The 15,012-nt window shown below is 41.8% G+C and carries 17 protein-coding genes; all 17 read left to right on the forward strand.

Going from position 1 to position 15,012, the window contains the following annotated elements; genetic code table 11:
• The first annotated feature begins 61 nt into the window (after nt 1–61).
• The 17 genes from HB679_RS08825 to nuoH all read left to right on the forward strand — a co-directional run bounded on the left by HB679_RS08825 (nt 62) and on the right by nuoH (nt 14,946).
• Nucleotides 62–559 (forward strand): GNAT family N-acetyltransferase, encoded by a 498-nt coding sequence (locus HB679_RS08825; protein ID WP_214071598.1) that lies wholly within the window; start codon nt 62–64, stop codon nt 557–559.
• A gap of 8 nt (nt 560–567) precedes the next feature.
• Nucleotides 568–1,071: a MarR family transcriptional regulator gene (locus HB679_RS08830; RefSeq protein ID WP_214071599.1), complete on the forward strand. Its 504-nt coding sequence runs from the start codon at nt 568–570 to the stop codon at nt 1,069–1,071.
• A gap of 7 nt (nt 1,072–1,078) precedes the next feature.
• Nucleotides 1,079–1,576 (forward strand): GNAT family N-acetyltransferase, encoded by a 498-nt coding sequence (locus tag HB679_RS08835; RefSeq protein WP_214071600.1) that lies wholly within the window; start codon nt 1,079–1,081, stop codon nt 1,574–1,576.
• Nucleotides 1,577–1,923: 347 nt separating this feature from the next.
• On the forward strand, nt 1,924–2,655 hold the full coding sequence (ubiE, locus tag HB679_RS08840) for a bifunctional demethylmenaquinone methyltransferase/2-methoxy-6-polyprenyl-1,4-benzoquinol methylase UbiE (protein WP_214071601.1): 732 nt from the start codon (nt 1,924–1,926) through the stop codon (nt 2,653–2,655).
• Nucleotides 2,652–3,386 carry an outer membrane beta-barrel protein gene (locus HB679_RS08845; protein WP_214071602.1) on the forward strand — a complete coding sequence of 245 codons (735 nt, stop codon included), beginning with the start codon at nt 2,652–2,654 and terminating at the stop codon, nt 3,384–3,386. The genes ubiE and HB679_RS08845 overlap by 4 nt, the downstream gene beginning before the upstream one ends.
• A gap of 78 nt (nt 3,387–3,464) precedes the next feature.
• On the forward strand, nt 3,465–4,223 hold the full coding sequence (locus tag HB679_RS08850; protein ID WP_214071603.1) for an SDR family oxidoreductase: 759 nt from the start codon (nt 3,465–3,467) through the stop codon (nt 4,221–4,223).
• Nucleotides 4,224–4,350: 127 nt separating this feature from the next.
• On the forward strand, nt 4,351–4,800 hold the full coding sequence (locus tag HB679_RS08855) for a GatB/YqeY domain-containing protein (RefSeq protein ID WP_214071604.1): 450 nt from the start codon (nt 4,351–4,353) through the stop codon (nt 4,798–4,800).
• A gap of 101 nt (nt 4,801–4,901) precedes the next feature.
• On the forward strand, nt 4,902–5,663 hold the full coding sequence (locus HB679_RS08860; RefSeq protein ID WP_214071605.1) for an alpha/beta hydrolase: 762 nt from the start codon (nt 4,902–4,904) through the stop codon (nt 5,661–5,663).
• A gap of 3 nt (nt 5,664–5,666) precedes the next feature.
• Nucleotides 5,667–6,329 (forward strand): CBS domain-containing protein, encoded by a 663-nt coding sequence (locus HB679_RS08865; protein WP_214071606.1) that lies wholly within the window; start codon nt 5,667–5,669, stop codon nt 6,327–6,329.
• Between the two features lie 86 nt (nt 6,330–6,415).
• A complete protein-coding gene (locus tag HB679_RS08870) occupies nt 6,416–7,297 on the forward strand; it encodes an NAD kinase (protein ID WP_214071607.1) in 882 nt (293 codons plus the stop codon).
• A gap of 9 nt (nt 7,298–7,306) precedes the next feature.
• Entirely contained in the window at nt 7,307–8,077 is a 771-nt protein-coding gene (locus tag HB679_RS08875) for a DUF6089 family protein (RefSeq protein WP_214071608.1), read from the forward strand.
• Nucleotides 8,078–8,341: 264 nt separating this feature from the next.
• Nucleotides 8,342–9,082, forward strand: coding sequence for an isoprenyl transferase (locus HB679_RS08880; protein WP_214071609.1), 741 nt, complete (start codon nt 8,342–8,344; stop codon nt 9,080–9,082).
• 63 nt (nt 9,083–9,145) lie between these two features.
• Nucleotides 9,146–11,695 carry an outer membrane protein assembly factor BamA gene (bamA, locus tag HB679_RS08885; RefSeq protein ID WP_214071610.1) on the forward strand — a complete coding sequence of 850 codons (2,550 nt, stop codon included), beginning with the start codon at nt 9,146–9,148 and terminating at the stop codon, nt 11,693–11,695.
• 16 nt (nt 11,696–11,711) lie between these two features.
• A complete protein-coding gene (locus tag HB679_RS08890) occupies nt 11,712–12,242 on the forward strand; it encodes an OmpH family outer membrane protein (protein ID WP_214071611.1) in 531 nt (176 codons plus the stop codon).
• A gap of 56 nt (nt 12,243–12,298) precedes the next feature.
• A complete protein-coding gene (locus HB679_RS08895) occupies nt 12,299–12,838 on the forward strand; it encodes an OmpH family outer membrane protein (protein ID WP_214071612.1) in 540 nt (179 codons plus the stop codon).
• Between the two features lie 75 nt (nt 12,839–12,913).
• Nucleotides 12,914–13,759 (forward strand): glutamate racemase, encoded by an 846-nt coding sequence (gene murI, locus HB679_RS08900; protein WP_214071613.1) that lies wholly within the window; start codon nt 12,914–12,916, stop codon nt 13,757–13,759.
• A 116-nt stretch (nt 13,760–13,875) separates the two neighbouring features.
• Nucleotides 13,876–14,946 (forward strand): NADH-quinone oxidoreductase subunit NuoH, encoded by a 1,071-nt coding sequence (gene nuoH / locus HB679_RS08905; protein ID WP_214071912.1) that lies wholly within the window; start codon nt 13,876–13,878, stop codon nt 14,944–14,946.
• Nucleotides 14,947–15,012: the final 66 nt, after the last annotated feature.

Raw genomic sequence — 15,012 nt, forward strand, 5'->3', positions numbered from 1 at the left:
TTTCTAAAAAATGAAATAAAATGTAAAATATATGTAGTCAACTACGTATATTTGTACATATATGAAAAAGGCACTCACCATCAAACCAATTTATAATGACTTTTGCAGACAGATAATTGATATTATCTTGCCTATCCAGCAAATTGAGTTTAACGTACCGGTAACGCTCGAAGCGCAACCCGATCTGTTGGATATAGAAACCAACTATCATCAAACCGGCGGTAACTTTTGGGGGGCTTTTGTGGGCGAAGAGTTAGTTGGTACCATTGCTTTAATAAGCATAGGGCAAAATGGCGGCGCTATCCGTAAGATGTTTGTAAAAAAAGAATATCGGGGTAAAGAGTTGGGCGCCGCGCAGCAACTGCTTGAGGTGCTTTTGCAATATTGCCGGGACAAACACATTGCCGACGTTTACCTGGGTACGGTAGACCTGTTAAAAGCTGCTCACCGGTTTTATGAGCGTAACGGTTTTGTGCTGACGGATATTAACGACTTCCCGGCATATTTCCCCCGTATGATGGCCGACAATATGTTTTATCATTTACATTTGGATAAATAGAAATAAACATGGGTGTAATCGACGAATCGGGTGTATTGGCCCTGGCCACAAGGCTGCAGCGATTGAGTGAACAAATGCGTAAAGATGGCCTGTTGATATACAAAGCACATGGTATTGACTTTGAGCCAAAGTGGTTCCCCATTATATATACGTTACATTTTAAGCCTGTTTTAAGCGTGGTTGAGTTGGCCAATGAGATTGGCTACGCACACCCATCTACCATAACTTTATTAAAAGAGCTTGAAAAGCTGAAAATCATCAAATCAGGAAAAGATAAAGCTGATGAGAGAAAGCGTTTGGTACAGCTAACCGAAAAAGGGAAAGCGCTTATAGAACAGATGAAACCTGTTTGGCAAATTATAACAGCCGCCGCCACCCAGTTAATAGATACAAAAACCAACCTCATGAAAGCCATAGAAGAGGTAGAGCAACAAATGGAGCTGCAAGGGATGTACCAGCGCGCCCTAAGCCTGATGGCAGCTAATAATATTAAGAACCAACCTGATAAATAAAATAGATATGCCCTTAACTTTAAGAGCCATAGAAGCTGGCGATAACCATAATCTCGCAGCGATCATCCGCGCCTCGCTTGAAGAATTTAATGTGCCTAAACAGGGCACGGTTTACTCTGACCCAACAACCGATGCTTTGTTTGAACTATTCAGCGCTTCACCCGGCAGTTGCTATTTCATTGCCGAAGAGGATGGTGTGTTATTAGGCGGCTGCGGCGTTTATCCAACCGACGGCCTGCCCACAGGCTATGCCGAACTGGTAAAACTTTATTTAACGGCCGAAAGTCGCGGCAAGGGCATCGGTAAGATCCTGATGGATAAATGCTTTGAGGCTGCCGCCGATTTGGGTTATACGCATTTGTATTTGGAATCTTTCCCGCAATTGTCTAAAGCGGTTAGTTTGTATCACAAGGCTGGTTTTGAATCGCTGGATCATGCATTGGGTAACTCGGGGCATTTTGCCTGTACAATTTGGATGACTAAGGAATTAAAAAGTCAAAAGTAAAAATTCAAAAGAGGGTTGTTCTTGTAAGTCGGCTTTGCAAGCTGTGGACTCACCCCGACGTCGCTGCGCTTGTCGACCCTCTCTTCGCCTTCGGCGGAAAGAGGGTGAACTTATCATTTGTCATTGCGCGGCCGGAACGACGAAGCAATCGCACGCGTTTAAGCTTTTCTTCTTGCGATTGCCACGCTACGCTCGCAATGACAAATTTCTTTTACCCTCTTTCCCGCTTGCGGAAGAGAGGGTGGTCCAGCGAAGCGTAGACCGGGTGAGTCATTCGCTGATCGTCAAAAAACTAATCACTAAACTCCAACCTCTAATCACTAATCCCTATCTTTGCCGCCAATACTATGAGCAAAACCGTAATTCCGTATAGTCAGGAGCAGGGCACCAAAAAAGAGCAGGTGGCCGATATGTTTAATAACATCTCTAAAACCTATGATTTTTTGAATCATTTTATGTCTTTGGGGATCGATATCATCTGGCGCAAAAAAGCCATCAATGAGTTAAAGAAAGATCAGCCCAAATTGATCCTGGATGTAGCCACCGGTACCGGCGATTTTGCTTTCGAGGCTCTGTCTATCCTCAATCCAGATAAAATTGTAGGGGTTGATATTTCGCAGGGCATGCTGGATATCGCGAAGCAAAAAATAGCTAAACGTAACCTGGACTCTAAGTTCGAGGTTAAACTGGGTGACTCAGAAAAGTTACCTTTTGAGGCCGATGAGTTTGATGCCGTAACTGTTGCCTATGGTGTGCGTAATTTCGAGAATTTAGAAATGGGCATGGTTGATATTAACCGTGTTTTAAAGCCGGGTGGTAAAGCTGTGGTGCTGGAGTTTTCAAAACCTAAGGCATTCCCCATAAAACAATTGTATAAGTTTTACTTTAATTACATAACCCCGGGCATTGGCAAGCTTTTCTCTAAAGATTCAAGAGCTTATTCTTATTTGCCCGAGTCGGTAGCTGCTTTTCCTGATGGTGAAGATTTCATAGCCGTGATGGATAAGGTTGGCTTTAAGCATACCAAATGCAGGCCTTTAGCGTTTGGTATTTGTTCAATTTATACAGGCGTTAAATGATTAAAACCCGATACCTGCTCATCGTAATTTTACTTTTTTGTGGGAGCGGTGTGTTTGCGCAGTCGGTACCTAAGTGGGGTGGTGGTGCAGATCAGAACGACTGGAGCTTTGGTTTTAGTTTCACCTACGTTAGCAGCTATTACAAGATTGATAAAATGCCCAATTGGCGCAAACCTTACATTGATAAGGAGGGCGTTAAGGTGACCGATTCGTTGAACAGCCTCGGCTCGCCAAGTTCTCAGGGCTTTGCGGTAGGCTTTTTATACCGATATACTTTAACCGACCATATCGAGGTAAGAACCACGCCTTCATTGGTTTTTGCCGATAGAATTGCCAGCTACACTTACCAGGACCCCTCATTAAATACCACCAAAACGGTACAATCTACCTCGGTTGATTTGCCTTTGGGGGTCAAAATCAAGTCTGACCGTATTGGCGATTTCCGGGCCTATATGTTAGGAGGTATCAAATATACCCAGGCTATCGGCACCAAAACAAATGCCGATGCTGCCTTGGCGCCGATAGATAAATTGCTTAAAAACGTCAGCGGTTTTGGCTCTTACGATGTTGGTTTAGGTTGCGATATCTATTTTGAGTTTTTCAAATTATCGCCAGAAATAAAACTTTCCAACTCGTTTGGTAATGTACTGCTGCATGAAGATCACCCTTATTCGGCACCTATAAACAAATTGTCGTTACACACGTTGATGTTTAGCCTTTATTTTGAATAGGTGCCCCTTTTTATTGGACGATAAAGTGTTAAAAACCGAGGGAAAAAACCTAATTTCGCGGTGAATTTATAGTATACCATGGCTAAAATAGCATTGATTACCGGAGCTACCGCCGGCATTGGCGAGGCTTGTGCAGAACTGTTTGCACGCGAAAACTATAACTTGATCCTGACTGGCCGCCGCGCCGACAGATTGGAGAAACTGGCCGCAAAACTTAACAAAAAGTATAATACTGAAGTGGCCGTTTGCGCATTTGATGTACGCGACCGCGAACAGGTAACTACCAACTTTGAAAGCCTGCCTGCTAAATGGAAAAAGGTTGATGTGCTGATTAACAACGCCGGTTTGAGCCAGGGCCTTGATCCTATACAAAAAGGAAATCTGGATGACTGGGATACTATGATAGACACTAACATTAAAGGTTTGTTGTATGTAAGCCGGGTGGTGTCTAACTGGATGATTGATAACGGTAAGGGCCATATCGTTAATTTAGGTTCGATAGCCGGTAAGGAGGTTTATCCTAATGGTAATGTATATTGTGCAACCAAACACGCTGTTGATGCGCTGAGCAAAGGCATGCGGATTGATCTGGTGCAACATGGTATTAAGGTAACCGCCATCCATCCGGGTGCGGTGGAGACTGAATTTTCAGAGGTACGTTTTCATGGCGACAAAGAGCGCGCTAAAAAAGTATACGAAGGTTTTGAGCCGCTGGTAGCGAAAGATATTGCCGAGACGATCTGGTTTGTGGTATCGCGACCAAAACATGTCAACATTAATGATCTGTTGATTATGCCAACCGCGCAGGCCACGGCTTCTAATATCTTTAGAAAGTAATTTAATGTGCAGATATGCGGATGTGCAGATTTGCAGATGATAAATTAATAAATTCGCAAATTCCGATATCGAACATCCGACATCCGAAATAAAAATTTTCATTCATTCAATAATCGCAATTAAAGAGATGTCATTAATCACACAAATAGATCAGGATATAAAATTAGCCATGCTGGCTAAACAAAGCGAGCGTTTACAAGGCTTGCGCGCCATTAAAGCAGCTTTATTGTTGGCTAAAACCGAGAAAGGCGCTGCCGAAGAAATAAGCAATGAGGCCGAGATCAAGGTTTTACAGCGCCTGGTTAAGCAACGTAAAGAGTCGGCAGATATTTATAAAACACAGGGTCGCGATGATTTGTACCAGGTAGAAATGGATGAGATTGCTACTATCGAACCTTACTTGCCGCAGCAAATGAGCCGCTTTGAGATTGAAGGCTTTATCCAGGAGTTGATTGGCCGCATTGGAGCTACAGGTATGGCAGATATGGGCCGCGTAATGGGTATGGCCAATAAAGAACTGGCCGGTCAGGCCGATGGTAAGACCATATCAGAAGTAGTAAAACAATTGTTAGCATAAATTATTTGTTTTATTTATTGCAGGTAAATGGCAATAAGCTATTTTTATACCGAATAACAGAGCTAATGGCTCTATAAAATTAACTTTATACAATTATCTATATGAGTTTCGTGCTTAAAGAGGAACATGGTTTTAGTTACATCGATGAGGGCGAAGGCCAGGTGCTGCTGCTGCTGCACGGGTTAATGGGCGGCTTAAGCAATTGGGAAGAGGTGATCGAAGAATTCAGGCACAAATACCGGGTAATATTGCCTATGCTGCCTGTTTATGATTTGCCGGTAATAACAACAGGAGTAAAAACGTTATCTAAATACTTACATAAGTTTATCAAGTATAAAAAGCTGGAGAACGTTATTTTGCTGGGTAACTCGCTAGGCGGGCATGTAGCGTTAATATATTCGCTGGCACATCCTGAAAAATTGCGCGCTATGGTTTTAAGCGGCAGCTCGGGTTTATATGAAAATGCTTTTGGAGGGTCCTTCCCGCGAAGGGAAAGTATAGATTTTGTAAAAGAAAAAGTTGAATATACTTTTTACGACCCCAAAATTGCAACTCCCGAATTAGTTGACGAAGTTTATAAATTGGTTAACGATCGTCACTCGGTGATCAGGTTGTTAGCTATGGCGAAATCGGCTATACGCCATAACATGAAAAAAGATCTGCATAAAATACATATGCCGGTTTCATTGATATGGGGCAAGAACGATAAAGTAACGCCGCCGGAAGTAGCAGACGAGTTCCATGAGGCACTGCCCGACTCGGAATTGCATTGGATAGACAAATGCGGCCACGCTGCCATGATGGAGCATCCGCAGGAGTTTAACCGTTTGTTAAAAGGATTTTTAGAGAAAATAAAAGCATAACGCATGTACGCAAGCGAATTGATAATTGATTCTATACCACCGGTACACACCTCTGATACCATTCAGCGGGTGCTTGACCGTATGGTTGAGTTTCGCGTTCGCCATTTGCCTATTGTTAATGAAGAGCAGTTTTTGGGTTTACTGGCAGAAAGCGATATCCTGCCTGAGGCGGATGCCCAAACTCAGGTTGGCGCTTTAGGATTATCTTTAATAAACCCATACGTGCGCGAAGATCAGCATGTGTACGATGTAATTCGTCTGTTTTATGAGCAGCAGCTAAGCGTTGTGCCGGTGCTGGACATTAAAAAGAACTATTTGGGGTTGATACCTATTAATAGGATGAATGAATACTTTGCCACAATTACTGCGGTGTCGCAGCCAGGCGGTATTATTATTCTGGATATCAATAATAAAAACAATTCGCTGGCGCATATGTCGCAAATTGTCGAGTCGGACAATGCGCAAATCTTAAGTTCATACGTACGTACCTTCCCGGATTCAACCAGAATGGAAGTTACACTTAAGGTAAACAAAACCGACATTTCAAATATTGTAGCTACGTTTTTACGTTACGAGTACGATGTAAAAGCTACGTTTAACAACAGTGAGCACGAAGATGGATCGATGGACAGATATGCTGCACTGATGAATTATCTTAATTTATAGTTTAGTCCATAGTCGATGGACCATAGACCATAGTTTTTAAATACTATCGACCATTGACCATGGTCTATGGGCTCAAAGAATCCCCAATGAAAATAGCAGTATACGGACGACCGTTTAATGACCAGGCAGTAATGCCTTTTATACAACAGGTTTTTGACAGCCTTTCGCTGCATTCGGTAGAGATCTACGTTCATCACCAGCTAAATAATTACCTGGTTGATAAAATAAATACCGGCACCTATAACATTCTAAACGAAGGCGACAATATTAAAGGTGTTATTGACGCTTTTATTACGCTGGGCGGCGATGGTACTTTGCTGGACATGGTAAGTGTTATCCGCGATTCATGTGTACCTGTTATCGGTATCAATTTTGGCCGTTTGGGTTTCCTGGCCAGCGTAAATAAAACCGACATTGCGGCTGCTATACACGCTGTTGTTAATCATCAATATACTTTAGATGGCCGTGGTTTGTTAAGTGTAGAGTCTGAAATGAATATTTTGGGGATGGATAATTTCGCACTAAACGATATTACTATTCACAAGCGCGATGATTCGGCTATGATAACCACCAGCATGTTTTTAGACGGCGAGTTCCTGAACTCTTACTGGGGCGATGGGATTATCATAGCCACTGCAACAGGCTCAACAGCGTATTCATTAAGCTGTGGCGGGCCAATTATATTCCCGGAATCAAACAGCATTGTAGTTACCCCCGTATCACCGCATAATTTAAACGTGCGCCCTATCGTATTGCCAGAGTCGAGTGTGCTGTCGTTTGAGGTTGATTCGCGCGGCGCTAACTATATTTTGTCCTGCGATTCGAAGACCGAAGTTATAGACAAACCCATGCGCTTCAAGGTGCAAAAAGCAAGTTTTGAGCTTAATCTCATCCGCTTAAATAATGAAAGCTACTTATCAACGTTAAGAAACAAATTGTTGTGGGGCCTTGATGCCCGCAATTACTAAATTTGTTGAATGTATAAATCGTTACTTATAGTCTTATTTACTGCTATTTCACTTAACCTGCATGCGCAAGCGTGGGAGGTAGGCGGCTTTGGCGGTGGTGCAGGTTATATGGGCGATCTGAATCAAAAAAATCCGCTTAAAGTTTCGGGGGTTGCTGCCGGTGTTTTTGCCTGGTATAATTTTAACGGCTATATATCGCTGGGCATCGGCGCTAATTATGGTGTCATCAGCGCGGCAGACAGCCTTTCGTCAAACCTTCAAAATCGTATCCGTAATTTAAGTTTTACTACCAGGTTGCTGGAAACCAGTTTTACTGCCGAGTTTAACTTTATGGAATTTGTGCCTTCGGTATCAAAAAATCTGTATACGCCTTATATTTTGTTCGGCATAGCTTATACAAACTACAACCCGCAGGCTAATTACATGGGCGAAACTTATAATCTGCGCGATTATCAAACCGAAGGGGTAGCTTATAAAAATACTACCATAGCTGTACCTTTTGGTGTGGGTATTAAATATAACATTGCGGGCAGGCTAACCCTGGCGGGTAGCCTGGGCTACCGCACGGCTTATACAGACTATCTGGACGATGTGAGTGGTGTTTATCCTAATAAAGCAAAATTGAATAATCCGGTGTCTGTAGCGTTGTCAGATCGGTCTGCTACGCAAATTGGTACAGCAGGTACGCAGCGCGGCGACTTGCGCCCGCACGATACGTACTTTTTTACCGGCTTCTCTATCTCTTACACCTTTATCACGCAGAAATGCTATTATGAATAAGCCACTATTGCGCTATTGTTAGTTTAGTATTGTTGCCGGCTAAGCTTTTAATTATCAATAGCAAGCTAAAAAGCAGTCTGTTTTTTGTGCAAACTTTCTTTTTAACTGCATACTAAAAAAGTACAAAGTAAGTTTTACCTTTGTCACCTGAAAAATTGGGCATTATTTAATAAGAGCATCAAAAAAAGGCGTAATTATAGTTAAGGTATTTATTCTGAAATGCTTTAACAACACGCCAAAGCTTTTATTAAACCGGCAAAGGAAATGAGTTATAAGGACCAGATTGATTTGTTTAAGTTACCAGAGCACATTGCTATCATTATGGATGGTAATGGCAGATGGGCTAAAGGCAAAGGCAAATTAAGAATATTCGGCCATCATAATGGTGTGCTTTCTGTAAGGGATGTAGTTGAGGGTGGTGTTGATTTGGGACTTAAATATCTAACCCTATACACCTTTTCGTCAGAAAACTGGAACCGCCCCAAGCTGGAAGTTATGGCCATTATGGAGTTAATGGTAAGCACCATCCACAAAGAAATCAGAAACTTTATGGAAAAGAACGTTAGGCTTAATGCTATAGGCGATCTTGATATGCTACCAAAAAAATGTTACGACGAATTGCAGAATGCTATTAAAACTACAGCCGGTAATACGGGTTTGACGATGACATTGGCTTTGAGTTATAGCTCGCGCCGCGAAATAGTATCAGCAGCTAAAAATATAGCTCAACAAGTAAAATCTGGCGAAATTGATATTGACGATATAAATGAAGAACTTTTTGGACATAACTTGTATACAAGCGATATGCCCGACCCGGAGTTGTTAATAAGAACCAGCGGAGAGTACCGCATAAGTAACTACCTGCTTTGGCAGATTGCTTATGCAGAATTGTATTTTACACCCAAATTATGGCCCGACTTTAGGAAGGAAGATTTGTTTGAAGCTATCATGGATTACCAGAAACGCGAACGTCGTTTTGGGATGACAAGTGAGCAAGTCAACTAAATTTTTTCTTTTAACAAATTTTAACAACTGTATAAATTATTTTTAGCCCACTAAAATATACGAATGAATAAATTTCTTTTTGCTATTCTCTTCTCCATTATAGGCACCGTTGCATTGGCGCAGAACAGACCGGCTCAACAGTTTTACAGAACGCAAACGTCTGATACATTGAGTTACTTAAACCCCAAAGAATATATAGTGGGTGGGGTTGAAATTGTTGGCGCGGTACACCTGGATAAAGACGTGCTTGCACAAATTGCTAAGGTTAACAAGGGCGATAAAATATTATTACCCGGCGATGCAAGTGCTACCATCATTAAAAATCTGTACAAAGAAAATTTATTTGATGATGTGCAACTGTTTGTAACCAAAATGAATATGGATACAGTTTACCTGCAAATTGCGGTAAAAGAATTGCCACGTTTATCAAGCCTGCGTTTACTGGGCATTCATAAAGGCGAGATTGAAGACATCAACAAGAAATTAGATGATAAGGGTAAAATAGTAAACACTAACTTATTAAGCCGCACTACAGCAGTAATTAAACGTTACTTTAATGAAAAAGGCTTTTTAAATACTACCGTAACTATTAAACAAAGGCTTGACCCTGGGGATGCGAACAGTTTGATACTGGACGTGGTGATTGATAAGGGTAAAAAGGTAATGATCAACTCGGTTACGTTTGAAGGTAATAAAGCGTTTTCTGAAGGCACATTGCGCGGTTATTTGTCAAAAACCCGTAGCCGTAAGTGGTACAACTTGTTTGGGTCTAAAAAATTCAAAGACGATAAATACATTGAGGATAAGCAAAACCTGGTAGAAAAAATGCAGGGTGAAGGTTATCGCGATGCGGTATTGATAAGCGATACTGTTACCAAGCACGATGCGCAAACTGTTGATGTAAAGCTTAAAGTATACGAAGGCCCTAAATATTACTTCGGTAACATTAAATGGTCTGGTAACGCTAAATATGACGTAAGAACTTTAAGTGGGATACTACGCATTAAAAAAGGTGATGTATTTAGTGAGGAATTGCTAAACAAACGCCTGAGTGGCGGTGGCCCTGAAGGTGATGACGTATCTTCTTTATATTTAAATGACGGTTACTTAACTTTTAACTCAGACCCGGTACAAACCAAAGTTGCTCATGATACAGTGGATCTGGATATCCGTATTTATGAGGGTCCGCAATACACTATAAACCGCGTAACTGTAAAAGGTAATGATGTTACCAATGATAAAGTAATATTACGCGAGCTGATAACGGTTCCGGGGCAAAAATTCAATAAAGCTTATTTAATTGAAAGTACCCGTGTTATTGGCCAGTTAGGAAACTTTGACGACCAGAAAACAGAGCCAAGACCGGTTAACATTAACCCCGCCGATGGTACAGTTGACTTGATCTACAACGTGGTTGAAAAGCCATCAGACCAGGTTGAGCTTTCCGGTGGTTTTGGTGGCGGGCAGTTTGTAGGTACCTTAGGCTTAACCTTCAACAACTTCTCTATCAAAAATATTTTCAACTTAAAAGAATACAAACCACTGCCTAAAGGCGATGGCGAGAAGCTGAGCTTACGCGGTCAATCAAGCGGTCGTAGCTACCAAAACTACTCGTTTACGTTCTCTGAGCCATGGTTAGGCGGTAAAAAGCCAATATTCTTCTCATTTACTGCGTATACCCAGTTAAGTTCTACCGGTCAGTACTATGCCAAAACCGACCCTAACTATAACAATCTGCGTATTAATGGTGTAGGTGTAACTTTGGGTAAACGTTTAAAATGGCCTGATAACAAGTTTCAGTTAAACTACTCTTTAAACTTTGACCATTATAATCTGGATAACTACCCTGGGTATTTGTTCACTAACGGTACATCATACAACATTAAATTAACGCAAGAGCTTTCGCGCAACTCGTTAGAAGGTAACCCGATATTCCCTACAGGTGGTTCAAATATCAAGTTCACACTACAGGGAACGCCTCCATACTCGTTGTTTAACGACATCAACTACAAGTTGCCACCAACGCAAGAGCAATTGTATCACTTTGTAGAGTATTACAAGGTTAAGTTTGATGCGCAATGGTTTATACACCTTGCCGGCAAGTTTACTTTGATGACCCAAACCCGTTTTGGCTTCCTGGGCGAGTATAACTCGGTGGTACCGGGTTCACCGTTCGAGCGCTTTAAGCTGGGTGGCGATGGTATGCAGAGCTACCAGTTTTTACAAGGTAGTGATATCATAGGCCTACGTGGTTATGAAAACTTCTCTATCGTACCGGTTGGAACAAATTATACTGAAAGTACTAACCCTGGTGCCGCTATCTATGATAAATTAACTTTCGAATTGCGTCACCCGGTAATTACCAGTTCATCAGCCACTATATTTATGCTGGCCTTTGCAGAGGGTGGTAACGTGTGGGATCATTTCTCGCAATTTAATCCGTACAATGTCAGAAGATCAGTAGGTGTTGGAGCTAGAATATTTTTACCTATTTTTGGATTACTTGGTTTGGATTATGGTTATGGCTTCGATGCAATACCAGGTATACCGTCTGCTAATAAAGGACAATTTAGTTTCTCTATAGCACAAAGCTTACAAGGCGGCTTTAACTAAATAGAACAAAAATTCAATGAAGAAGGTAATTTTAGTACTGGCTTTTACGTTTCTAGGTTTCACAGCGGCATTGGCACAAAGATTTGCTTATGTTGATTCTGACTATATTCTGAAACACATGCCCGACTATGTATCGGCACAAAAACAATTAGGAGCATTGTCAGATCAATGGCAAAAAGAGGTTGATGGCCGTTTTCAGGAGCTTGACCGCTTATATAAATCATACCAGGCCGACCAGGTTTTATTGTCGGCTGATATGAAAAAGCGTCGTGAAGATGAGGTTGTTGCCAAAGAAAAAGCAGCTAAAGATTTTCAGCGTCAAAAGTTTGGTCCGGATGGCGAGTTAGAGACTAAGAGCGCCGCAGTAATGAAACCCATTCAGGACAGGGTGGCTAAAGCGGTGCAAGCCGTAGCAGAGGCAGACAACCTGGATATGATTTTTGACAAAAACAGCGAGGTGATCATGTTATATGCAAGCCCTCGTTATGATAAAAGCGCCGAAGTTATAACCCGTTTAGGATTAAAGCCGGGGGTATTTGCTAAATAAAAATTTTATATATATAATCGCGAATTATTAAAATTAACCACACAGAACAAAACAAAATGAAAAAAGTATTTAAAGTTGCTTTAGTAGCAGTTTGCATGTTATTCATAGGCAACTTTGCCAAAGCACAAACTAAGATCGGATATATCTCTTATAACGATTTGATTCCGGCTATGCCAGAATACAAAACCGTAAATACTCAGATTGAGGCTTTCAAAAAAACCTTTGTTGACCAGTTGCAATTATTAAGCAATGAGCTACAAACTAAAGGCGCAGATTACCAGGCTAAACAAGCTACCATGACTGATGCTGTTAAAGCTGCTAAACAATCTGAATTAGCTGATTTACAAAAACGCGCTCAAGATTATCAAAATACCGCTCAGCAATCAGTTGAGCAAAAAGGTAACGATTTGATGAAGCCATTATTGGATAAAGCACGTGCCGCAGTTACCGAAGTAGCTAAAGAAAAAGGTTTAACTTACGTATTTGACTCATCAACTACTCAATTGTTGGTATCGCCTCCATCAGATGATATTATGGCTGCAGTAAAAGTTAAATTAGGTATCAGTAGCACGCCTACTTCTACTACCACTAAATAATTTTAACGTAATAAGATTTACAAAAGCGCCTCTATCCGGGGCGCTTTTTTTATTTTTGATTATATAAACAAGCACATGCCAGTTAATCAACCCATAGGTATTTTTGATTCGGGGATAGGCGGTCTAACCGTTTTCCGTTCCATAGCAGAGCAACTGCCGGGGTATGATTATATTTATTTGGGCGATAACAGCCGCGCGCCATATGGCAACCGGTCGTTTAACACCATCCATCAGTATACCTGGGAATGTGTGCAGTGGTTATTTAAGCAAGGGTGCCCGCTTATTATACTGGCCTGTAATACGGCATCGGCAAAGGCGCTGCGTACTATCCAGCAAAAGGATATGCAGGGCCTTGATCCATCTAAAAGGGTGCTGGGTGTTATCCGCCCAACTGCTGAGGTGATTGGCGATTACTCGACCAGCAAAGAAATTGGTGTGCTGGGTACCACGGGCACGGTACAATCAGAGTCGTACCTTATCGAAATACAAAAATTCTTCCCTGATCTTAAAGTTTACCAGCAAGCTTGCCCGCTTTGGGTACCGCTGGTAGAGAGTGGCGAGTATGAGAAAGCCGGATCTGATTATTTTATTCAGGAATATCTGGATCAGCTGATGGAGCAATCCGACAAAATCGATACAATATTGCTGGCCTGCACCCATTATCCTTTATTGCAAGATAAAATTAAAGCGCACCTGCCTGCCGGTATTAATGTGATAGCCCAAGGCGATATTGTTGCCAAAAGCTTGGTTGACTACTTGCAACGTCACCCCGAGCTGGAAGAGAAGCTAACTAAAACCGGCAAACGCGAATTTTATACCACCACAGATGATACCGCCGAGTTTGATCACCATGCTTCGCGGTTCTTTTCGGCGCCGGTTAAATCGTCATTTGTATCGGTTACAGAGTTTAGCTGCAAGTAAGCGCCTGTAATTCGTTTTTCCTTTTTTGGTTAAACACTACCAGTTTGGTAGGTTTTAACAATCTAATCAATTCAATCACCTCAAAATTTATTAAGTTTGCAGCTAAAGCAAACGGGTTGAACTTTTATACTACATATTTCCTAATTGCAATAGGCTTATTTGTCTTTGTGGCTGTGTTTACTCTTTTCGGCGTTTATGCCGAGCGTAAACTTTCGGCTTTTATTCAAGATAGACTTGGCCCTACAGAGGTGGGAAAATACGGAATGTTTCAAACCCTGGCCGATATCATGAAACTCATCCAAAAGGAGTTGATCATCCCGGCCGCTGCCGATAAAGTCCTGTTTTTAATGGCGCCGCTTATCATATTTGTGGCGGTTTACCTTGGCTTCGCGGCATTGCCATGGGCTCCGGAATTGGTGCCTGCTAAAATCAATATCGGGCTTTATTACATCCTGGCGATTATCTCCATCGAAACATTAGGCATTCTGATGGCCGGATGGGGATCAAACAATAAATATTCTATACTGGGCGCTATGCGTTCGGCGGCACAAATTATCTCTTATGAGATACCTGCAGGTTTCGCGCTGATATCGGTAGTGATGATTGCGCAGACAATGGATCTCCAACTGATCTCGGCGCAGCAAGGCATTTTATCGCCCGAGAAAACAAAATTCCTGGGTTTCCTGGATGTGTCGAATACCGGCGGAATTTTATCATGGAATATCTTCCGCGCTCCGCATCTGATCATTGCATTTGTAATTTATTTTATAGCGTCATTAGCCGAAAGTAACCGCGCGCCGTTTGATATACCCGAGGCTGAATCAGAATTAGTGGCAGGGTTTCATACCGAGTTTACAGGATTGCAATTTGCTTTGGTATTTTTGGCCGAGTATGCCATGATGTTTTTAGTATCGATGGTTGGTGTAATTCTATTTTTGGGTGCCTGGAACACGCCGCTGCCAAATATTGGTTCGGTTGCATTGGCTACCTGGACAACCGGGACTGCCTGGGGCATTTTTTGGATAGTGCTCAAAACTTTTGGTTTAATAGCTGTACAAATGTGGATCAGGTGGACTTTACCACGTTTACGTGTCGATCAGCTTATGAACTTGTGCTGGAAGGTGCTTACACCATTAGCATTTTTATGTATGCTGATATCAGGCATATGGCGATTGTGGTTGATGTAGGGGGAAGAGGTTAGAGATTAGTTATTTAGAGATTAGAAAGATAATCGGTGCAATCAAAACGCATCG

The organism is Mucilaginibacter sp. dw_454 (genome assembly GCF_018449775.1).
Taxonomy (GTDB): domain Bacteria; phylum Bacteroidota; class Bacteroidia; order Sphingobacteriales; family Sphingobacteriaceae; genus Mucilaginibacter.